General features: G+C 62.6%; 15 protein-coding genes. 10 read left to right on the top strand and 5 right to left on the bottom strand.

Annotation, left to right across the window (positions count from 1 at the left end; all coding sequences use genetic code 11):
* Nucleotides 1-124: 124 nt before the first annotated feature.
* The 3 genes from ABD919_RS04490 (at nt 125) to infB (ending at nt 5242) form a co-directional block, all read left to right on the top strand.
* Nucleotides 125-595: an LSm family protein gene (locus ABD919_RS04490; protein ID WP_345234189.1), complete on the top strand. Its 471-nt coding sequence runs from the start codon at nt 125-127 to the stop codon at nt 593-595.
* A gap of 98 nt (nt 596-693) precedes the next feature.
* The gene (gene nusA / locus ABD919_RS04485) at nt 694-2058 is read left to right on the top strand and encodes a transcription termination factor NusA (protein ID WP_345234188.1); all 1365 of its coding nucleotides are present in this window, start codon (nt 694-696) and stop codon (nt 2056-2058) included.
* A gap of 127 nt (nt 2059-2185) precedes the next feature.
* Nucleotides 2186-5242 (top strand): translation initiation factor IF-2, encoded by a 3057-nt coding sequence (gene infB, locus ABD919_RS04480; protein ID WP_345234186.1) that lies wholly within the window; start codon nt 2186-2188, stop codon nt 5240-5242.
* Between the two features lie 87 nt (nt 5243-5329).
* On the opposite strand, the gene ABD919_RS04475 is transcribed toward infB, so the two are convergent.
* The 3 genes from ABD919_RS04475 to ABD919_RS04465 are packed head-to-tail and all read right to left on the bottom strand — an operon-like array spanning nt 5330 to nt 9031.
* Nucleotides 5330-5962 (bottom strand): hypothetical protein, encoded by a 633-nt coding sequence (locus tag ABD919_RS04475; protein ID WP_345234184.1) that lies wholly within the window; start codon nt 5960-5962, stop codon nt 5330-5332.
* A 51-nt stretch (nt 5963-6013) separates the two neighbouring features.
* On the bottom strand, nt 6014-6226 hold the full coding sequence (locus ABD919_RS04470; RefSeq protein ID WP_345234182.1) for a PID-CTERM protein-sorting domain-containing protein: 213 nt from the start codon (nt 6224-6226) through the stop codon (nt 6014-6016).
* Between the two features lie 54 nt (nt 6227-6280).
* Nucleotides 6281-9031: a T9SS type A sorting domain-containing protein gene (locus tag ABD919_RS04465; RefSeq protein WP_345234181.1), complete on the bottom strand. Its 2751-nt coding sequence runs from the start codon at nt 9029-9031 to the stop codon at nt 6281-6283.
* 293 nt (nt 9032-9324) lie between these two features.
* Here ABD919_RS04465 and ABD919_RS04460 point away from each other — a divergent pair, with 293 nt between their 5' ends.
* Nucleotides 9325-12357, top strand: a complete 3033-nt coding sequence (locus ABD919_RS04460) for a 7TM diverse intracellular signaling domain-containing protein (RefSeq protein ID WP_345234179.1) — start codon at nt 9325-9327, stop codon at nt 12355-12357.
* Nucleotides 12358-12437: 80 nt separating this feature from the next.
* Here the strand turns inward: ABD919_RS04460 and ABD919_RS04455 are convergent, their stop codons facing one another.
* Together ABD919_RS04455 and mscL are read right to left on the bottom strand one after the other, a co-directional pair.
* Nucleotides 12438-12896, bottom strand: a complete 459-nt coding sequence (locus tag ABD919_RS04455) for a hypothetical protein (RefSeq protein ID WP_345234177.1) — start codon at nt 12894-12896, stop codon at nt 12438-12440.
* Nucleotides 12897-13129: 233 nt separating this feature from the next.
* Nucleotides 13130-13555 (bottom strand): large conductance mechanosensitive channel protein MscL, encoded by a 426-nt coding sequence (gene mscL, locus ABD919_RS04450; protein WP_345234175.1) that lies wholly within the window; start codon nt 13553-13555, stop codon nt 13130-13132.
* Nucleotides 13556-13782: 227 nt separating this feature from the next.
* On the opposite strand from mscL, the gene ABD919_RS04445 reads away from it, so the two are divergent.
* From ABD919_RS04445 to lolB1, 6 genes are all read left to right on the top strand, one after another.
* On the top strand, nt 13783-14574 hold the full coding sequence (locus ABD919_RS04445; RefSeq protein WP_345234173.1) for an enoyl-CoA hydratase/isomerase family protein: 792 nt from the start codon (nt 13783-13785) through the stop codon (nt 14572-14574).
* 106 nt (nt 14575-14680) lie between these two features.
* Nucleotides 14681-16180: a polysaccharide biosynthesis C-terminal domain-containing protein gene (locus tag ABD919_RS04440; protein ID WP_345234171.1), complete on the top strand. Its 1500-nt coding sequence runs from the start codon at nt 14681-14683 to the stop codon at nt 16178-16180.
* Nucleotides 16181-16241: 61 nt separating this feature from the next.
* Entirely contained in the window at nt 16242-16679 is a 438-nt protein-coding gene (dut, locus tag ABD919_RS04435; RefSeq protein ID WP_345234169.1) for a dUTP diphosphatase, read from the top strand.
* 173 nt (nt 16680-16852) lie between these two features.
* Nucleotides 16853-17863 (top strand): sugar phosphate nucleotidyltransferase, encoded by a 1011-nt coding sequence (locus ABD919_RS04430; protein ID WP_345234168.1) that lies wholly within the window; start codon nt 16853-16855, stop codon nt 17861-17863.
* 199 nt (nt 17864-18062) lie between these two features.
* Nucleotides 18063-19856 carry a tetratricopeptide repeat protein gene (locus tag ABD919_RS04425; RefSeq protein ID WP_345234166.1) on the top strand — a complete coding sequence of 598 codons (1794 nt, stop codon included), beginning with the start codon at nt 18063-18065 and terminating at the stop codon, nt 19854-19856.
* 94 nt (nt 19857-19950) lie between these two features.
* Nucleotides 19951-20778, top strand: a complete 828-nt coding sequence (lolB1, locus tag ABD919_RS04420) for a lipoprotein insertase outer membrane protein LolB1 (RefSeq protein ID WP_345234164.1) — start codon at nt 19951-19953, stop codon at nt 20776-20778.
* The last annotated feature ends 65 nt before the right edge of the window (nt 20779-20843 follow it).

Genomic DNA, 20843 nt, shown 5'->3' with positions numbered 1-20843 from the left:
TGTGACGTCGCCCCACCTTGCTTCTCCGCAGCCCTTGTCGTATCTTTGTGGCCGAAGTTGGTATTCAATCTGAAAAGAGGGGACGCGCAGTCCCCTCTTTTTTTGTCCTACACCCTGCGTCTTTATGGCTTTCGACCGCAACCTGCTGCTGGAAATGCTCCACGATGCCATCGGCGAGAACGAGCTGTTCCTGGTCGGCCTCACCGTGTCCGATTCGGTAATGCCCAAGATTACCGTAATACTTGATGGCCCCAATGGCCTCGGAATTAACGAGTGTGCCCTTATCAGCCGCCGCCTCAACCGGCGCATTGAGGAGCACTACGGCGAAGAGGCCGTGTACTCGCTGGAAGTGACCTCGCCCGGTGCCGACCAGCCCCTGAGCGACCCGCGGCAGTACCCCCGCCACGTGGGCCGCACCCTGGCCCTGAAGCTGCAGGACGGCACCGAGAAATCCGGCACCCTGACGGCCGCCACGCCCGAAGGCGTCGAAATCGAGGAAGTCATCAAATCCAAAACCAAGAAAACCACCCTGCCGGCCGCCTTCTACCCCTTCGGGGACATTAAGGAAGCCAAGGTTGTTATATCCTTCAAGTAAAGAGTTGTCAGTTGCCAGTTGTCCGTTGTCAGGTTGTTCTTACAAAGCTGACGGCGGAACGAACGGACAACTGACAACGAACAACTGACAACTGTACCATGAACAGCCACGAACTAATTGAATCCTTCAGCGAATTCGCGCGGAGCAAGAACATCGACCGCCCGACGATGATGAGCATCCTGGACGACGTGTTCCGGACCATGATTCGCAAGAAGTACGACCAGGACGAAAACTTTGACGTCATCATCAACCCCGACAATGGCGACCTGGAAATCTGGCGCAACCGGGAGATTGTGGACGACAACTCGGAGGATATCTGGGACCACGACAAAATTCCGCTGAGCGAAGCCCAGAAAATCGAGCCCGACTTCGAAATCGGCGAATCGGTGGCCGAGGCCGTGAAGCTGGAGGACTTCGGTCGCCGCGCCGTGCTCATGGCCCGGCAGACGCTGATTCAGCGCGTGAAAGACCTGGAGCGCGACAACCTGTACCAGAAGTACAAGGACCAGGTGGGCGAAATCGTGACCGGCGAGGTGTACCAGGTGTGGAGCCGCGAGGCCCTCATCATGGACAAGGACGACAACGAGCTGGTGATGCCCAAGGGCGAGCAGATTCCCAAGGACCGGTTCCGCAAGGGCGACACCGTGCGCGCCGTGGTACACCGCGTGGAAGTGATTAACGGCACGCCGAAAATCATCCTGTCGCGCGCCGCGCCGGCGTTCCTGGAGCGCTTGTTCGAGCTGGAGGTGCCCGAGATTTACGACGGCCTCATCACCATCAAGAACGTGGTGCGCGAGCCCGGCGAGCGCGCCAAGGTGGCCGTAGAAAGCTACGACGAGCGAATTGACCCGGTAGGTGCCTGCGTGGGCATGAAGGGCAGCCGCATTCACCCCGTGGTGCGCGAGCTCGAAAATGAGAACATCGACATCATCAACTACACCGACAACCTGGAGCTGTACATTGCCCGGGCACTATCGCCGGCCAAAGTGGGTTCGATGAAGATTAACCACGAGACCGGTCGCGTGTCGGTATTCATGAAGCCCGACCAGGTAAGCCTGGCCATCGGCCGCGGCGGCGCCAACATCAAGCTGGCCAGCCGCCTCGTGGGCATGGAAATCGACGTGTTCCGCGAAGCCACCGACTACGAGGAAGACATCTCGCTCGACGAGTTCCAGGACGAAATCGAACCCTGGATTATTGCCGAGCTGCGCAAAATCGGCCTCGACACCGGCCGCGCCGTACTGGCGGTGAAAAAGGAAGACATCGTGCGGCGCACCGAGCTGGAGGAAGAAATGGTAGACGACGTCTACCGTATTATCCGCCAGGAGTTTGCCGATGATGAAGACCTCGACGACAGCACGCTGGAAGCCGCCAAAAACAATGCGGCCGCCAGCAAAGCAGCGGCCGGCAGCACAGCTACCGAGGAAGCGGGCGCCAGCTCTCCCGCCGAGCCGGCCCAATGACGGCCGCGCGGCCGGTACGGCAGGGGTAATGTAAATCAAGCCAGCAGGTGCGATTTATGCCCTGCTGGCAAGATTTAATGTAATACCTTTGCAATTAGAAGCGTATCGTACGCGAGACAAGAAAAGAATGGCGGAAGCAACCCCGAAACGGCTACAACAGGCGGCCAAAGACCTGAACATTGGAATGGATAGGGTGGTGGAAGCCCTGTCCAAAAAAGGAATACAAGTAGAGAACAAGCCGACCACCAAGCTCAGCGGCGAGCAGGTGGCTCTGCTTGAAAAGGAATTCGCGGCCTCTGCTCACGACCGTCAGGAAGCGCAGAAAGTCATTCAGGCCAAGCGCCAGAGCGACCTGGAAGCGGCTCCTAAGCCCGCGCCCGCGCCGGCTCCGGCCCCTAAGCCAGCCCCGGCGCCGGTAGCTGCAACGCCCCCCGTGGCGGCGGCTCCTGCCCCGGCACCAGCTCCAACGCCTGCGCCTGCGCCCTCCTCGGCTCCGGGCCTGAAGGTGCTGGGTAAAATTGAACTAGACAGCAAAGGACGCGTAGTGCCACCGCGGCCGGCAACGCCGGCTCCTGCCGCAGCACCGACGCCCGCACCTGCTCCCCAGGCTGCAGCAGCCCCGGCGCCTGCTCCTAAGCCGGAAGCCCCGGCTCCTGCGCCCGCGCCCGCGCCGAAAGCAGAGGCTCCGGCAGCTCCGGCCCCCGTTGCACCGGCTCCGCAGCCGGCAGCCCCGGCGCCGGTAGCGGCTGCCCCGGCAGCACCTGCTCCTGCAGCACCCACGCCGCCGGCCACTCCAGCCGCGGCGGCGCCTGCGGCTCCGGCTCCGGTAGCTCCAGCCGCTCCAGCCGATGCCACACCCGAAGACAGCAGCACCATCGTTGCCAAAGCCGACCAGCTGAAGGGCCTGACGGTACTGGGCAAGATTGAGCTGCCCACCAACGACCGCCGCGGTGGTCCGGGTGGCCGTGGCCCCCGCCCCATTGCGTCGTCCGATGTAAGCAAGCGTGGCCTGCCGGCCGGCCCCGGCCAGAAAAAGCGCACCCGCCTGCCCGGCCCTCCCGGCAGCGGCACGCCCAGCACGCCCGGCCAGGGTGGTGGCTACCAGGGCAACCGCCCCGGCGGTGGCGGCCAGGGACAAGGCGGCGGCTACCAGGGCAACCGTCCCGGTGGCGGCCAGGGCGGCCAGAACCGCCCCGGTGGCGGCCAAGGCGGTCAGAACCGGCCCAACCAGAACCAGCCCAACCGTCCGCAGCAGCCGGCCCTCACGCCCGAGCAGGCCGAAAAGCAGATTCAGGAGCAAATCAAGGCCACGCTGGCCAAGCTCGGCGGCAACAAGAGCGGGGGCCAGGCCAACCGCGCCAAGTACCGCCGCGACAAGCGCAGCCTGCGCGAGGAAGACCGCGAAGCTCTGCGCCTGCAGAACGAGCAGGAAGCCAAGACCCTCAAGCTCACGGAGTTCATCTCGGCCAATGACCTGGCCTCGCTGATGGACGTGAACGTGAACGAGGTTATCAAGGTCTGCCTGGGCATGGGCATGTTCGTGTCTATCAACCAGCGCCTCGACGCCGAAGCCATTACGGTAATTGCCGACGAGTTCGGCTTCGACGTGGAGTTCCTGTCGGCAGAAGAAGAAGAAATTGACGTGGATGCCGGCGACGACCCGGAAGACCTGGAGCACCGCGCCCCGATTGTGACCATCATGGGTCACGTCGACCACGGTAAAACCTCGCTGCTCGACTACATCCGCAAAGCCAACGTAGCCAAAGGCGAAGCCGGTGGTATTACGCAGCACATCGGAGCCTACGAGGTGAAAACCAAGAACGGCGCCCCCATTACCTTCCTCGATACCCCGGGCCACGAAGCGTTTACCGCCATGCGTGCCCGTGGTGCCAAGGTGACGGACATCGCCATCATCGTGGTGGCGGCCGACGACTCGGTGATGCCGCAGACCAAGGAAGCCATCAACCACGCGCAAGCCGCCGGGGTACCGATTATCATCGCCATCAACAAGATTGATAAGCCGGCCGCCAACGCGGAGAAAATCCGCGAGGAGCTTTCCCAGATTAACATCCTGGTGGAAGAGTGGGGCGGCAAGTACCAGAGCCAGGAAGTTTCGGCCAAGTCGGGCATCGGCGTGGAAGAGCTGCTGGAAAAGGTGCTGCTCGAAGCCGAGCTGCTCGAGCTGAAAGCCAACCCCAACCGCAACGCCATCGGCACGGTTATCGAAGCCTCGCTGGACAAAGGCCGGGGCTACGTAACCACGGTGCTGGTACAAACCGGCACGCTGAACGTGGGCGACGTGGTGCTGGCCGGCCCGCACTACGGCCGCGTGAAGGCCATGACCGACCACCGCGGCAAGAAGATGAAAGTAGCTGGCCCGGCCACGCCCGTACAGGTGCTGGGCCTTACCGGCGCCCCGCAGGCTGGCGACCGTATTCAGGTGATGGACACGGAGCGCGAAGCCCGCGAGCTGGCCACGCAGCGCCTGCAGCTGGCCCGCGAGCAGAGCATCCGCACCAAGAAGCACATCACGCTGGATGAAATCGGCCGCCGCCTGGCCATTGGCTCGTTCAAGGAGCTCAACATCCTGGTGAAGGGCGACGTGGACGGCTCGGTGGAAGCCCTGTCGGACTCCCTGCTCAAGCTGAGCACGCCCGAGGTGAAGGTGAACATTCTGACCAAAGGGGTGGGCGCCATCTCCGAAAGCGACGTGCTGCTGGCTTCGGCTTCCGACGCCATCATCATCGGCTTCCAGGTGCGTCCCTCGCAGAGCGCCCGCAAGCTGGCCGAGCAGGAGCAGATTGACATCCGCCTCTACTCCATCATCTACAATGCCATCAACGAGGTAAAGGATGCCATGGAAGGCATGCTGGCCCCGACGGTGCAGGAAGTGGTGGTGGCCAACGCCGAAGTACGCCAGGTGTTCAACATCACCAAGGTGGGCACCATTGCCGGCTGTATGGTGACGGAAGGCACGTTCACGCGCAAAACCAAGGTGCGCGTGGTGCGCGACGGCATCGTGCTGCACACCGGCGACATTCAGGACCTCAAGCGCTTCAAAGACGACGTTAGCGAAGTGCGCCAGGGCTACGAGTGCGGTATCTCCATCAAGAACTTCAACGAGCTGGTGGAAGGCGACAACATCGAAGGCTTCGAAGAAAAGGAAATCAAGCGGACGCTGTAATTACGGCGCTTCGTGCGAGCATCAAAAAGCCCCGGCTGCAGCTGCAGTCGGGGCTTTTTGATGCTGGTTGTTGCCGCGGAACAAAAATTACATCCTGGCCAGGCCGCTCAGCTTTAGCTGCCGGGCAGCAGATTTTACCAGCTCGGTATCCTTCTGGCCGGTAGCCTCTAGCGTCACGAAAAACCGGTCGGCCACCCCGAGCAGGACGGAGGCCTGGTGCCCCTGCTTATCCAGCTTTTCGTAGCCTTTCACGCCCTTCATGCCCAGGTCGAGGCTGCGCATGAGCTGAGTTTCGTCTTCAACCGCAATGCCGGTGCCCACCATGGCCGTGGCGGCGGTAAACATCGTGGCCGCCCCGTTGTAATCCACGAGCTGCACCGACAGGGTTTCTTCGCCTTTCCGGTACCGCTGCTTGGTGGAGGAGTATTGCATACCCGGCATCTGCACCGATTCTCCTTCGGGCTCGCCCTCGGCTGTATAGCCTTCAATAGCAGAGGGCAGAAGCTTATGGAGCTCTTTGTAGTTGATGGATAGGGTGTCGCCGCGCTTCACGCGCTCGGCCTGGTGCGTTTGCGCCTCCTCCATACTGGCAGAGAGGGATTCCGCTGCCTTGGTGGTGGTTACAATGGCGTTGTAGGACTTTTTTGCTTCACTGGCTTGCTCGCAGCCAGCAAGTAAGGCCAGGCTAGCGGCTGCCAAAAAAAGAAGGGTATGTTTCATTGGGAAAAAGTGACAAGTTGAAATTCGTAGCAATAGAGCAAAGCGTTGGTATTATAGCTGGCGGCGGTATTTACGGCGCAGCTTTCGCAGCCCCAGGGCAGCCCCCGACGCCAGCAGCAGGGAAGCGCCGCCGTCGATGGGTACCGGGGTGGGATTGTTGCCGCCCCCGGGCGTGGGGCCGCCGCCGGGCTGGGCTGACAAGCTGCCGGCCAGGAACAGGACCAGCGCCGGTAGCAGGAGAAAGGAGGTGGACAGGGTTTTCATAAGGAGAAAAAAAGTGCCGGGGCCAGGACGGCCCCGGCGGTTTGCAGAAAAAGGTTACTCAATTACAAGGCGCTTGGTGAGCGGTGCACCGCTGCCAGCACTAATGCGAAGAATGTACACGCCCGCGGCCAGGCCCTGCAGCGGCAGGCGCAGGGTGCTGCCGGCCTCTGCGGTGGGGAAGGACAGGCTGAGCACTGACTGGCCCAGGGCGTTGTACAGCTGCACCGCTACCGTGCGGGCCGGCAGGGCCGGCAGGAGCAGGGTGGCTTCGTGGCGGGCCGGGTTGGGGAACAGGGCCACCTGGCTGGCATCGAGCCCGCCGCGGGCGCCGGTGACCGCCGCCGGGCGGAAGACCACCGAAAAGCGGGTGCTGCTGCTCAGCTCAGCGGCCGATACCTGGAAGGAGTAGGCCGGCTGCTGGCGCAGGTTGACCAGGGCCCCGGTGTGGGCGTCGCGCAGGTACAGGGCAGTGCTGCCGAAGTTGAGCAGGGCCTCGGCCCGTAGCGTGTACTGGCCAGCCTGAGGTAGGGCCAGGCCTAGCGGAACGGCTACCTCCTGAGTGCCCAGCGGGGCCAGGCCATTAATGCTCAGCTCCTCACTTCCTAACACGCTGAACAGGTTCGCGGCCGGGCCGGGGTTGCGCAGCTTGTAGGCGTCGTAGTGTGCGTCGGGGCCGGCCGTGGCGCCGGCCTCAAAGTAGATGCTGGTTTCGTCGGGGCTGATGCCGGTGCTGCCGGCCAGCGTGAGCTGCAGGCGGGGGCGCAGGTCGGCGCTGCCGCGGAACAGCTGCGAGCTGGTAGGCGTCCAGGCCGTAACCCGGTTGGCGTTGCTCATCCGGACGGTGCCAGTCTGGCCCGGGCCAGCGGCGCGCACGAAGAAGCCCTGGCCGCTGGCAATAAGCGGGTTGCCGCCGATGCCGTTCTGGTAGCTGCGGTAGGTGCCGCTGTAGCGGCCGGTGCTCTGGTACACGTACACGGCCCCGTTCATGTTCTGCAGGTTGTTGGTGGGCTGGCTGCCCACGCTCATGGTGCTCCAGTCGATGGGGCTGGGGTAAGGGTTGCCCAGCAGGTGCCAGCCTGCCTGGCTGCCGCTGCTGCTGTACGTAAGGGCAGGAGAGGTGAAGGGGCCGTTGTTCAGCGGGCCGGTGAAGGTGGCGGTTAGCCCGCCGGCCACCTGCACGGTGTAGCCGCGGCCCACCACCATGGGGTCGGAGGTGGCAGTAGGAGAAAGCCAGCCCTGGTCGAAGTCGGCCAGGGTACTGCCGCCGGTCGGCACCAGGGCTTCGTTGTAGAAAAATACCGTGGGGAAAGGGGTCACGTTGGGGCGCACGGCGGGGGCAGCGGCGTTGTAAGCCGGGTTTACCACCACGGGGGCGGCCGTGCTCAGCTGGCTGATGGGCGCCGACTGCACCGGAGCGCTAAGGTGGCGGTAGCCCAGGCCGGCGTTCAGCGTCGACTCCACGTGGCGCTCTACCTGAGCGGTGCCGTTTACCACGCCGCCGGTGTTGTCGACCAGGGCCGTACCGCTGCCCCGGGAAAGCAGGCGCAGGGGCTGGCCGTTGGTGTTGAGGTTGCCGTTGAGCAGGCGCAGCGCCTGGGTTACGCCCACGCCGCTGTTGTTGAGGGTGAGGCCGGCAGCATTGTTGACCACCAGGCCCTGAACTTCGGACGGCAGGCCGGGGCCCGTGCTCTGGGGCACGGTGCCGTTGTAGGTATAGGTCACCTCATTGGCATACACACGGTTGCCGGTCATCTGCACGGCGCCCTGCGCCCCGGTGGCGTACAGGCCCTGGGCGTGGCAGATGCGCACCTCACTGCCCGGCTCGGGCTCAAAGCTGCCGCTGCCGGTCAGGGGCTGGCAGTTGGTAACCAGCACGCCTCCGTCCTGCACCCGCAGGCGCTGATTGACCGTGAGGGGGCCCGTGAGCGTGGCTACGCCCGTCGCGGTGATGGTGACAAAATCGTAGGTGCCCTGCACGTTCTGGGCAGTGCTTACCACCAGCGTAGTGGTGCCGGTGGTGCTGAAGCTGTAGGGCCCTACCCGGCTGCTGCTGCGGCCCGAGCCGCAGATTTGCGTGACGTAGAACTGGTAAGCGGTGGCGGGGCTCAGGCCATTGGCACTGTAGATTTGGTCACCCAGGCTGTACACCCTGGTACCGGTGCCGGGGGTAAAGCCCGCCGGGCCGTACTCCACCTCATAATCTACGCCGCTGCCCCCGCCACTCCAGCTAAGGTCAGCAGCGGTATTGGTGATGTTGCTAGCTATCAGGCTACTGGGCGCGGCACAGGGACCAGGGGTAGTAACACAAATGCTGAATACCCCGGTAGCCGGCGTGGCAGTAACGTTGAGGGTCGCATAGACGCGTACAAAATACGTCTGGCCCACTACCAGCCCCTGGGCGCTGATGCTGTCGGTGCTGCTGCCAATTGCATATACAGGACAGCGGCGCAAGATGGCCCCGCATGCCCCCTGGCGCATTTCCAGCAACATGTCTAAGTTCGGGTTGTTGAGCGTGATGCCATGGAAGGGAGAGGTGGCCACAAAAGAGTACCATACATCCTCAATTCCGTTGTGGGGGCAGTCAGCAACAACTGTCGATTCCGTTGCCTGAAACAAGGTGCCGGCTGCGCAGGCGCCGCCAGGCGTGAGGCTGATGGCCCCCGTGCACTCGTCGTTGGAGGGCTGGGCCAGCACCGCCAGCGGGGCCAGCAGGGCCAGCAGCAAGCCGGGCAGGCCGCCGCGCCAGGCCCGGACCAAGGGATGGAACAAAGCAGCCAGGCTGCCGGGATAGGTAGTTTTTTGCATGAGCTTTAGGATGGAATTGGTGAGGGAAAACAGTGCCTGGCCAGCCCAACACCGGGGCCGAAACCATGAGGGCAAACCTAGGCCGGGACCTTGCCCACGGGTTAGTACGGAGCGTTCAAATGCTTGCCCGGAGGTTACTTTTGCTTGGTATTTTGAGGAAAAAACTGGAATAAGTGACATTTTTGGCATTTTCCGCCCTTTTGCAGTTCTAAATCCATTTCCATAAATTGGCTGACCAAGGCTTAAGTAGTTCGGAAGAAAATCGGGCCTTCTCTCCCTGGTTCAGCACATTTATGGCGCAGTTATTTACCCGCTACCGCTGCCTGCTGCTGGCTGTGCTCTCGTTGGTGTGCTGCCGCCTGCCGGGGTTTGCGCAGCCCGGGTCCGGGGCCTCCTCCGTGGTGCTGCTGCGCGACACGGCGCAGACCTATAACCTGGGCCCCTACTGGAGCCTGCTGGCCGACCCCCGCCCCGAAGCCGGGGCCAGCCCCCTGACCCTGGCCCAGGTCCGCTCGGCCCGCTTCGCCGCCCGCTTCGAGCCGAGCAGCGAAGCCGTACCCGACCGCAACAACACCGGGGCGGGATACTGGCTGCGCTGCCGGCTGCGGAACGATGGCCGGGCCGGTACCAGCTGGCTGCTCAGCAGTCAGAACTCGGCAGTAGGGCCCTTCGAGCTGTTTCTGGTGGCGGAAAGCGGCGGCGTATACCACCGCGTCATCGACGACGAGAAGAACCGGGCCGGCAGCTACGCCGTGCCCAGCCACCTCTACAACGTGGCGCTGCCCCTGCAGCCGGGCCAGGAGTACACCCTGTACCTGCGCTGCTCCAGCCGGCTGTTCTGGTTCGACATTCGGGAGCGGGCAGTGCTGCAGCAGGCCTACCAGGAGCGCGACCTGCGGGCGACGGCTTACTTCAGCGTGCTGCTGGGACTGGCCTTGTACAACCTGCTGCTGTTTTTCTCCGTCCGCGACCGCGGCTACCTCTACTATGTGCTGTTCACCTTCAGCTTTGGCCTGCTGCAGGCCCACATGATGGGCTACCTGCGCCGCTGGGGGCTGTACGTGCTAAGTGAAATAGACCAGATGGGCGTGGAGTTTCTGCTGCTGGGCGGCACCATGGCCAGCAGCATCCTGCTCGACCGCTCGTTTCTGGACACCCGGCGCCTGCTGCCCCGCGTCGACCGGCTGCTGCGGCGGCTGCTTTTCCTGGCCGTGGTGCCGCTGCTGTGCTACGCGCTGCAGCGGCTGCCCCTGGGCGTTGAGAGCTGGCCGCGCCTGGCGCTCCGCGCCGTCGGCTTTGGGCCCACCTTCGCTGCGCTGCTGCTGTGCCTGGTGCTGCTGGCGGTAGGGCTTTACCAGCTGTGGGCGGGCTTCCGGCCGGCCCGCTACTTCATGGCGGGCTGGACCCTGCTCATCGTCGCCATTGTCTACTTCTACCTCCGGGTGCTGGGCCTTGTTCCCGTCAGTTTCCTGACCGAGAACGGCGTGCGGATTGCCTCCGTGCTGGAAGTTATCCTGCTTTCGCTGGGCCTCGCCGACCGCATAAACCTGGCCCGGCAGGAGCGGCAGGCCGCCCAGCAGCAGGCCATGGCGGCGCTGCAGGAAAAAGACGAGGTGCAGCAGAAAGCCAATGATGCCCTGGCCCAACGGGCGCAGGAGCTGCAGAAAGCCTACTCCGAGCTGCAGGAAAGCCTGCGCACCACCGGGCGGCTGCAGGAGCTGGACGAGCTGAAAACGCGGTTCTTCACCAACATCAGCCACGAGCTGCGCACCCCGCTCACCCTCATTATCGGGCCGCTGGAGGAGCTGCTCTCCGGCCCGGCCGAGCTGGCGCCAGCCACCCGGCGCGAGCGGTACGGGCTGATGCACCGCCACGCCAGCCGGCTGCTGGAGCTCATCAACCAGCTGCTGTACATTGCCCGGCTGGAGGCAGGCCAGCTGCGCCTGCGGGCCCGCCGCACCGACCTGCGGGCCTTTGTAGAGCAGCACGTGGCTGCCTTCGACTCCCTGGCTGCTACCCGTGGCGTCCGGCTGGAGGGAGCGGGCCCCGGGCCGGAGCTGCCGGCTTTCATCGACCGCGACCAGCTGGAGAAGGTGCTGGCCAACCTGCTGGGCAATGCGCTGAAGTTCACGCCCCGCGGCGGGCAGGTGCGCGTGGGGCTGGCTGCCGGGCCGGAGCAGGCCGTGCTCACGGTGCAAGACAGCGGCATTGGCATTCCCCCCGAGCACCTGCCGCGCATCTTCGACCGGTTTCACCAGGTAGACGACTCGGCCACCCGGCAGTACGAAGGCTCCGGCATCGGTCTGACGCTGGTGCGGGAGCTGGTAGCCCTGCACCACGGCACGGTGAGCGTAGCAAGCACTCCGGGCGTGGGCAGCACCTTCACGGTCTGCCTGCCCCTGGGTAAGGCGCATCTCAAACCCGAAGAGCTGGCCCCAGTGGATGAAGACGGCAGGGAAAGCGGGGAGCAGAGCGGCAAGAGCGGAGAGCAGCTGGCTCCCCTGCCCACGCCCGATGCTGCCGGGCGGGAGGCCGAAGACCTGCGCCCCCTGGTGCTGGTAGTGGACGACCACGCCGAAATGCGGGCTTATGTAGCAAGCTGCCTGCAAGTGGAGTTCCGGGTGCTGACGGTGGGGGAAGGCGAAGCCGGGCTGCGGCTGATTACCGATACCGTGCCCGACCTGGTGGTGAGCGACCTGATGATGCCGGTGATGAACGGGCTGGCGCTGTGCCGCCACCTGAAAAGCGACGAGCGCACCAGCCACATTCCTGTGGTGCTGCTCACGGCCCGCTCCGGCGACGACAGCCGCCTGGCCGGGCTGGAGCTGGGCGCCGACGACTACCTCACCAAGCCCTTCCGCCCCCGCGAGCTGCAGGCCCGGGTGCGCAACCTGCTCCGGCAGCGGGAGCAGCTGCGCCAGCGCTACAGCCGGGAGGTAACGCTGCAGCCCCACGCCATCAGCATCAGCCCGGTAGAGGAAGTGTTTCTAAACAAGGCCCTGGCCGTGGTAGAAGCCCACTTCCAGGACGCGGAGTTCGACGTGGAGGTATTTGCCAGTGAGCTGGCCATGAGCCGCATTCAGCTCTACCGCAAGCTTAAGGCCCTCACCGACCAGTCGCCCACCGATTTTATCCGTACGCTTCGGCTGCGGCGGGCCGCCCAGCTGCTGGAGGCCCAGGCCGGCACCGTGGCCGATGTGGCCTATCAGGTGGGCTTCCAGAGCCTGTCCTACTTCAGCCGGGCCTTCCGCGAGCAGTACGGCCACCCGCCTTCCGAACACCTGGCCGCTGCGCCGGGCAGCAGCCGAGAGCCCCTGAGCGCCTAATTCGCCTGACTATAGTAGCCGAAATGAAAAAGCCCCAACGCAGGGCGTCGGGGCTTCAACTACTACTTTTTGGAAGGCTATTAAAAGAACAGGAACTTCTTGCGCTTCTTGTCAATAAGACGCTCGCCCTGGGGGTCGGCGCCGCGGGCTACGCTGCGGCTGATGCCGCGCTTCTGCTCGCCCATGCCTTTTTTCGGCTTGAACTTCTTCACTTTAAAGCCCCCGCCCCGGCTGGAGTCGAACTGCCGGTCGGGGCCGCTGCGGCCGTAGGAGGTATTGTTGGTAACCATGCCGGTGCGGGCTTCTAGCACCTGCAGCTGCTGGTCGCGCTGCCGCTCATCGGGCGACATGGCGGCCTGGCGCTGCTGGCGGGCCAGTTCATCGGCATTGGTGCGGGTGTTGCGGCGGGCGCCGGCTTCGCTATTGGCAGGCGTCTGCTGGCCACTGGTGGGGAAGTCGGGTGCAGCCTGGGCCTTGGCCTTGGGCGTAGCAAGCAAACCCGGGCCGCTGATGAGCGCGGCAACAAGCAACTTCTTCATGGGTGAAAAGATAGGGTGGAGGGGAAGGGGTTAGCGGCCTAACGATAAGAGCAGCCCAGGGGTTCAAAAAATATTCCTGTTATGCCGGCACCATAGTAGGCCGGGCCTAAGTTCGCAACTTATTTTGATTCGGTTGCTTAGCCCAGGCAAATAAAATCAAAACTTTAACAGGAGGTCATCAAAAAAGCCATTTGCTGAAACGCAAATGGCTTTTTTTTAGCATAATTTTTTGATTAGCGGCTCGAGCGCAATGCGTCGCGGATTTCCATGAGCAGCATCTGCTCTTTGGTGGGCGCAGGGTCGACTACCGTAACGGGAGCCGGCTTTTTCTTGAACCGGTTGGCGCCCTTCACTACCCAGAAAATTACAAAGGCAATGATGACGAAGTAAATAACGGCGTTCAGGAAGCTGCCGTAGGCAATGGCGGCCGAGCCGCCTTTTTTGGCATCTTCCAGCGTGGCGTAGGTCTTGCCGTCCAGCACGTAGAAGAGGTTCTGAAAGTCGATGCCCTTGGTGAAGACGCTCAGAACCGGCATGATGATGTCGTCGACCAGCGAGTTGACAATTTTGCCAAAAGCCGCGCCGATGATGACGCCCACGGCCAGGTCGAGGACGTTGCCTTTGGAGATAAACTCTTTGAATTCGGAAACAAAACCCATGTTCGTGAAGAGGAGTGTAGGTGAGCGAATCTGGTGAGAAAAGATGTAATGGAGGCCGCCTAAGCCGTTTACTGTTGCAAAGGTGGGCTAATGTATGCGCCCTGGCCGAGTTTTTCGGCTGATGCAGCCATTCCCGCGGTGAATAGCTCGCCCGAACAGGCAAGGGGGCGCTCCCAGCGCCCGCGCCCTATCTTTGGCGGCCTTATCCGTCAACCCGTTTTTCACCAATGGCCGCTTCGTTCGACAACCTGCTTTATGACCTGGACGCCGCTTCCGGCATCCTCACCATCACGCTTAACCGCCCCAGCAAGCTCAATGCCCTGAATGCGGCCACCATCGAGGAAATTGACAGCGCCATGCAGCTGGCCCTCGACGACCGCCAGGTGCGCGGCATCCTGCTCACCGGCAGCGGGGAGAAAGCCTTCGTGGCCGGGGCCGACATTGCCGAGCTCGCCGCCCTCACCTCGGGCCAGGCCCAGCGCGCAGCCGAGCGCGGGCAGGAGGTGTTCTGCAAGATTGAGGATAGCACCAAGCCCGTGCTGGCCGCTATCAACGGCTTTGCCCTGGGCGGCGGCTGCGAGCTGGCCATGGCCTGCCACATGCGCGTGGCCGCCGACAACGCCCGCTTCGGCCAGCCCGAGGTAAACCTGGGCCTGCTGCCCGGCTACGGCGGCACCCAGCGCCTGCCCCAGCTTATCGGCAAAGGCAAGGCCATCGAGCTGCTGCTCACCGCCGACATGATTAAGGCCGACGAGGCCCTGCGCCTGGGCCTGGTCAACCACGTGGTACCCCTGGCCGAGCTGATGGACTTCTGCCGGCAGCTGATGACCAGGATTCTCAGCAAGGCCCCGCTGGCCAGCGGCATGGTGCTGGAGTGCGTGAACGCACATTATGCCAAAGGCCTCAACGGCTACGAAGCCGAGGCCAAAGCCTTCGGCCGCGCCTTCGCCACCGAAGACTTCAAAGAAGGCACCGGTGCCTTCCTGGAAAAGCGCCCGGCAGCTTTTAAGGGGAAGTAAAAATTAAAAATTATGAATTAAAAATTGGTCTGGTGGGCAGAATGCCCTTCTACGCCTGCCTGCTACAATTTTTAATTTTTAATTCATAATTTTTAATTGATAAGGAATGAGCGTTTTAAATAAGCTGGCGAGCCAAACGGCTGTGTATGGCATCAGCAGCATTGTGGGCCGGGTGCTCACTTACCTGCTGGTGCCGGTGTACACAAGGTATTTCGCGGCGGCAGAGTACGGCATTGTCACTGGGCTGTACGCCTATGTCTCGTTTCTGAACGTGGTGTTCACCTACGGGATGGAAACCACGTTTTTCCGCTTCGCCAACCGGCCCGGCGCCGACCGCCGCGAGTTGTACGACCGGGTACTGAGCCTGCTGCTGGTAAGCACTGCGGTACTTACTGCCATACTGGCGCTGCTGGCCCGGCCCCTGCTGGGGCTGCTGGAGATTCCGCCCGGGCACGAGCAGTACGCCGTGTGGGTGGCCCTTATCCTGGGGCTCGACGCGGTAGCCGCCATTCCCTTCGCCCGGCTTCGGCTGGAAAACAAAGCCCGCAAGTTTGCCGGTATCCGCCTGGCCAGCATCCTGCTGAACGTGGGGCTGAACCTGTTCTTCATCGTGCTGTGCCCGGAGGTGATGAAAGGCGAAACGCTGCCGTGGCTGCGGCCCCTGGTGGAGGCCGTGTACGACCCCGGCCTGGGCGTAGGCTACGTGTTTCTGGCCAACCTGATAGCCAGTGCCGTTACCCTGCTGCTGCTGGGCCGCGAGCTGCTGGACTTCCGCTTCCGCCTCAGCCTGGCGCCTTTGCGGCCCCTGCTGAAGTATGCCTACCCGCTGATGCTGATGGGCCTGGCTGGCATGGTAAACGAAACCCTCGACCGCATCCTGCTGCCCAGGTGGCTGCCCGACAACTTCTACCCTGGCAAGAGCAGCCTCACCGCGGTGGGCATCTACGGAGCCTGCTACAAGCTTAGCATCTTTATGTCGCTGGTTATTCAGGCTTTCCGCTACGCTGCCGAGCCGTTCTTCTTTGCCCAGAGCACCGACAAGAACTCGCCGGTCACGTTTGCTCTCATTATGAAGTGGTTTACGCTGTGCTGCGCCGTGATTTTCGTGGGCATCAGCCTCAACCTGGAGGACTTCGGCCTGTTCCTGCGCCGGGCCGAGTACCGCGAAGGACTGGAAGTGGTGCCGGTGCTGCTACTGGCCAACCTCTTCCTGGGCGTGTACTACAACCTGTCGGTGTGGTTTAAGCTCACTGATAAAACTTACTACGGTACCTACATCGGGGCTGGGGGCGCTGCCATCACCATCGCGCTCAACTTCCTGCTGATTCCGGTGCTGGGCTACCTGGGCTGCGCCCTGGCCACCCTGGCCTGCTACTTTACCATGGCCATGCTGTGCTGGCGCCTGGGCGAGCGGCACTTTCCCGTGCCCTACCCCGCGGCCCGCCTGGGCCTGTGGCTGCTGGGCGCCGCGGTGCTGGTGGGCCTGGGCTGGCTGGTTACGGTGGAGGGCTGGTGGCTGCGCCACCTCTGGCACGGCGGGCTGACGGCCCTGTTTCTGCTAGCGCTATGGCTGGTAGAGCGGCCCCGGCAGCCCCGGGCCGGGTAAGGTGCAGCGTGCCTGTTGCCGCGCTATATATTTGCCACGCTTTTCGTAATCTGTTGCTTCCATGCGCATCCCCGTCATCAACCACTCGCGCCACCCCCTGCCGGAATACCAGACGCCCCACGCGGCCGGCCTCGACCTGCGCGCTCACCTGCCCGAGGGGCCGGTTACGCTCCGCCCCCTGGAGCGGCAGCTGATACCCACCGGCCTGAGCATGGAGATTCCCGTGGGCTACGAAGCCCAGGTGCGGCCCCGCAGCGGCCTGGCCGTAAAGCACGGCATCGGCATCGTGAACAGCCCCGGCACCATCGACGCCGACTACCGCGGCGAAGTGCGCGTGCTGCTGGTAAACCTGTCCAACGAAAACTTTGTGGTAAACGACGGCGAACGTATTGCCCAGCTGGTAGTTGCCCGCCACGAAACCATCAGCTGGCAGCCGGCCGAGGCACTCAGCGAAACCGAACGCGGCTCTGGCGGGTATGGGAGCACGGGAAAAGCGTAGCTTTCCTTAAGGTTGTCAGTTGTTCGTTGTCAGTTGTCAGTTCGTTCTGATAAGGCTGACGGCAGGCGCTGGCAATTGAAATGACAGCGGGCATGGCCTGGCTGCTTAAATAGAATGAGGTCAGAACCCTGACAACTGACAACGAACAACTGACAACTAACCACCAACACCGAATGAAGATTATCGTCCCAATGGCCGGCATGGGCAAGCGCATGCGCCCCCACACCCTCACCGTTCCCAAGCCCCTGATTCCCATTGCTGGCAAGCCCATTGTGCAGCGCCTCGTGGAGGACATTGCCAAAGTGTGCGGCGAGCCCGTGGACGAAGTCGCCTTCATCATCGGCCGCTTTGGCGAGGCGGTGGAGAAAAGCCTGGTCGCCATTGCCGAGTCGGTAGGGGCCAAGGGTACTATCGTGTACCAGGACGAGCCCCTGGGCACGGCCCACGCCATCCTCTGCGCCCGCGAGTCGCTTAGCGGCCCCCTGGTGGTAGCCTTTGCCGACACCCTGTTTAAGGCCGACTTCACCCTGGATTCCAGCGTGCCCGGCACCATCTGGGTGCAGAAAGTGGAAGACCCGCGCCCCTTCGGCGTGGTGAAGCTGAATGAGCAGGGTCAGATTACGGAGTTCGTGGAAAAGCCCCAGGAGTTTGTGTCCGACCTGGCCATCATCGGCATCTACTACTTCCAGGACGGCGAGTACCTGCGCAATGAGCTGCAGTACCTGCTCGACAACGACATCAAGGACAAAGGCGAGTACCAGCTCACCAACGCCCTGGAAAACATGAAGAATAAGGGCACCACCTTCGTGCCCGGCCGCGTGAGCGAGTGGCTGGACTGTGGCAACAAGGACGCCACGGTATTTACCAACCAGCGCTACCTGGAATACCTGAAGGAGCGCGGCGAAACCCTGGTGGCCGCTTCCGCCAAGGTAACCAACTCGGTTATTATCGAGCCGGTGTACATCGGCGAGAATGCCATCGTGACGGATTCCGTAGTTGGGCCCCACGTAAGCCTGGGCGACGGCGCCAACGTACGGGACTCCCGCCTCAGCAACTCCATCGTGCAGCAGTCGGCTTCGGTGCTGAACACCGTTATTACCAATTCCATGGTGGGCAACCACGCCACCGTAACCGGCACGCCCCACGACCTGAGCCTGGGCGACTACAACCAGCTGCGGTTCTAGGGTCTTAGGGTCTTGGGGTCCTGGGGACTTGGGAAAATGAACCAAGACCCTAAGTCCCCAAGACCCCAAGGCACTAAACAGCACTTATGTTCGGTATTTTTCGTTACCCACGACGCGGCCCTCCGACGAAGGCCGCGTCGTTGGCTATATTATTCACCGTATTTTCGTGAGCCGGGCCAGAGGCCGGGCTGTGTTGTATATGCGTCAAGTTGCATTCGCTTTATTGTTTTGGACGGTTTCGACCATGGCGGGCTACGCCCAGGCCGACGGCGGAGCCGCTGCGCCGCCGGTTAAGCTGACCCGCAAAGAGCGCCGTGAGCTGGCCCGTAAGGCCGAGCTGGAAGCCAAAAAGCCTGCGGCGCGCAACCTCACCGAGCACGAGCGGGAGCAGAGCGAAGCCTTGTTTGTAGAGGGCGTGAAGCACATCATGCTCGAAGACTACACCAAGGCCCTGGAGCGCCTGCTGAAGGCCTACGCCATCAATCCGCAGAATGCCGCCGTTAACTACAAGATTGCGGAGGCTAACCTGCTGAGCGGCAACATGCGCGACGCCGCCAATTACGCCGAGGCCGCTACCCGCCTCGATTCCAAGAACGCCTATTACTACCTGCTGCTGGCCCAGGTGCAGGCCACGCAGAAGCAGTACGACGCCGCCACCCGCACCTACGCCACGCTGATTAAGGAGGTGCCCGACTCCGGCGGCTACCTCTTCAACCTGGCCGACCTATACCTGGCCCAGAACCGTCTGCCCGACGCGCTGGCTACCCTGGACCAGGCCGAAAAGCAGTTTGGGCAGGTAGACGAGATTTCGTTTAAGAAGCAGCAGATATTTCTCAAGCAGAACAAGCTCGACCTGGCCATTGCCGAGGGCGAAAAGCTGATTAAGGCCAACCCCACCGAGGCCCGCTACGTGCTGGCCCAGGCCGAGATGTACGCCAACAACAACCGCCTGCCCGACGCCATCCGCGTGGCCCAGCAGGCCCTGAAGCTGGAGGGCGACAACCCGCAGGCCCACATGATACTGGCGGCGGTGTACAAGCAGCAAAACAAAAGCGCGGAAGCCGAGGAGGAAATCAAGCAGGCCTTTAACTCGCCGGCCCTCGACATCGACGACAAAGTGCGCATTCTGGTGGGCTACATCAAGCAGCTGCCCAATCCGGCCGTAAACCAGACGGCGCTGGACCTGGCCGCGACCACGGTGCGGGTGCATCCCAAGGAAGCCAAGGCTTATGCCGTAGCCGGCGACATTCAGACCCTGACCGATAACAAGAAGGACGCCCGCGACACCTACCTCAAGGCCCTGAAGCTGGACAACTCCAAGTTTCAAATCTGGCAGCAGGTGGTGCTGATTGACGCCGAGCTCAACCAGACCGACTCGCTGCTGGTGCATACCGACAAAGCGCTGGAGCTTTTCCCCAACCAGGCGGCGCTGTGGTTTTACAACGGCGTGGCCCACGTGCTGAACAAGCAGTACCTGAAAGGCGTGAAAGCCCTGGAGCACGGCCGCAAGCTGGTAACCGGCAACTCGGAGCTGCTCAGCCAGTTCGACACCCAGCTGGGCGATGCTTACTACGAGCTAAAACAGTACGACCGCTCAGATGCTGCTTACGAAGCCGCCCTGGCCACCGACCCCGACAACGTGTCGGCGCTGAATAACTACAGCTACTACCTGTCGGTGCGCGGCGTGAAGCTGGACAAAGCCAAGCAGATGGCGGGCAAAGTGGTGAAGCAGCATCCCAACAACGACACCTACCTGGATACCTACGCCTGGGTGCTCTACAAGATGAAAGACTACGCCGGAGCCCGCACTCATCTCGAAAAAGCCCTGCAAACCAGCAAGGACGCGGCCGTAATCGAGCATTACGGCGACGTGCTCTACCAGCTCGGTGAAAAAGACAAAGCCGTGGCCGAGTGGCAGCGCGCCAAACAAGCCGGCCCCGGCGCTTCCCAGCTGCTGGACCGCAAGCTGAAAGACCGTAAGCTGTACGAGTAGATAGCCGCAGTAAACACTTTACAATGAACAGATACTGGTGAGCAATGCGTATACGCCTGACGTCCGTTGCCATCAACCTTGTAATACCCACCTCTTGAAAAGAAACTCGCTGCTTCGCTCTCCCCTTGCCTTTTACTCGGTGCTCATCGTTCAATGTGCATTGATTTTATCGGGCTGCGCCCGGAAGGCTACACCTACCACTACGGCCGCCGGGCCCGGTACCTCCACGCCAACCACCCAGGCCATGGAGCCCACGCTGCCCACAGTGAAGCCTACTAATACTGCTTTTCTCTACCTGAATGCCAAAGGCAAAGCCTTGATAGAGCAAAAAGGAGATAAGCAGAATGCCAACCTGGCCCTGCGGGTGCGCCGAGACAGCATTATTTGGATTTCGGCCTCACTGGTCGGAGTAGAAGGCGTAAGGGCCGTGCTTACCCGCGACTCGGTGCGGGTGCTGAACCGCCTGGAGCGCGAGTATTTCACCGGCGGCTACGACTACCTGAGCAAGCTGCTGAATGTGCCCGTGACCTTCGACGACATGCAGGCCCTGCTGCTGGGCGACTACCTGGCGGCCCCCAGCGGCACCACCCCCACCGTGAGCACCGACGACGCCGGGCGCCAGCGCGTGAGCTACCCCCAGGCGGGCGTGGTGGTAGAGCGCCTGTTGCAGGGTAACACCGGCCGCGTACAGCAGCTGAAAGTGACCGATGCCGGCAGCAAGCGCAACCTCACCGTCGACTACACCGATTTCAAGCCGCTGGAAGACCAGGGCAACCTGCCGTTTGCCCACGCCTTGCTGGTACAGGCCCAGCAGCCCACGGGCGTTGCCGCGGCAGCCATCAACTACAACAAGGTGAATGCCGGGCGTGAGCGGCTCAGCTTTCCTTTCGCGGTGCCCAAGGGCTACAAGCGAATGAAATAAAGACTCAGGGCTGCAGGTTTGAACAACGCGTATAAGAATTGGCTGGATGGCAGCACGCCCGAAGA

The organism is Hymenobacter saemangeumensis, from assembly GCF_039541835.1.
In the GTDB taxonomy this organism is placed as follows: domain Bacteria; phylum Bacteroidota; class Bacteroidia; order Cytophagales; family Hymenobacteraceae; genus Hymenobacter; species Hymenobacter saemangeumensis.
Note: the sequence above shows the minus strand (reverse complement) of the source record. Positions and strands in the feature narration are given on the sequence as shown.

What these genes read in the sequence shown, in the direction of transcription:
- ABD919_RS04460 (WP_345234179.1), top strand. Translation starts at nt 9,325, where the DNA reads ATGGCGCAGTTATTTACCCGCTACCGCTGCCTGCTGCTGGCTGTGCTC.
- ABD919_RS04465 (WP_345234181.1), bottom strand. Translation starts at nt 9,031, where the DNA reads ATGCAAAAAACTACCTATCCCGGCAGCCTGGCTGCTTTGTTCCATCCC.
- ABD919_RS04430 (WP_345234168.1), top strand. Translation starts at nt 16,853, where the DNA reads ATGAAGATTATCGTCCCAATGGCCGGCATGGGCAAGCGCATGCGCCCC.
- ABD919_RS04440 (WP_345234171.1), top strand. Translation starts at nt 14,681, where the DNA reads ATGAGCGTTTTAAATAAGCTGGCGAGCCAAACGGCTGTGTATGGCATC.
- ABD919_RS04490 (WP_345234189.1), top strand. Translation starts at nt 125, where the DNA reads ATGGCTTTCGACCGCAACCTGCTGCTGGAAATGCTCCACGATGCCATC.
- ABD919_RS04445 (WP_345234173.1), top strand. Translation starts at nt 13,783, where the DNA reads ATGGCCGCTTCGTTCGACAACCTGCTTTATGACCTGGACGCCGCTTCC.
- dut (WP_345234169.1), top strand. Translation starts at nt 16,242, where the DNA reads ATGCGCATCCCCGTCATCAACCACTCGCGCCACCCCCTGCCGGAATAC.
- ABD919_RS04475 (WP_345234184.1), bottom strand. Translation starts at nt 5,962, where the DNA reads ATGAAACATACCCTTCTTTTTTTGGCAGCCGCTAGCCTGGCCTTACTT.
- ABD919_RS04470 (WP_345234182.1), bottom strand. Translation starts at nt 6,226, where the DNA reads ATGAAAACCCTGTCCACCTCCTTTCTCCTGCTACCGGCGCTGGTCCTG.
- infB (WP_345234186.1), top strand. Translation starts at nt 2,186, where the DNA reads ATGGCGGAAGCAACCCCGAAACGGCTACAACAGGCGGCCAAAGACCTG.
- mscL (WP_345234175.1), bottom strand. Translation starts at nt 13,555, where the DNA reads ATGGGTTTTGTTTCCGAATTCAAAGAGTTTATCTCCAAAGGCAACGTC.
- ABD919_RS04425 (WP_345234166.1), top strand. Translation starts at nt 18,063, where the DNA reads ATGCGTCAAGTTGCATTCGCTTTATTGTTTTGGACGGTTTCGACCATG.
- ABD919_RS04455 (WP_345234177.1), bottom strand. Translation starts at nt 12,896, where the DNA reads ATGAAGAAGTTGCTTGTTGCCGCGCTCATCAGCGGCCCGGGTTTGCTT.
- nusA (WP_345234188.1), top strand. Translation starts at nt 694, where the DNA reads ATGAACAGCCACGAACTAATTGAATCCTTCAGCGAATTCGCGCGGAGC.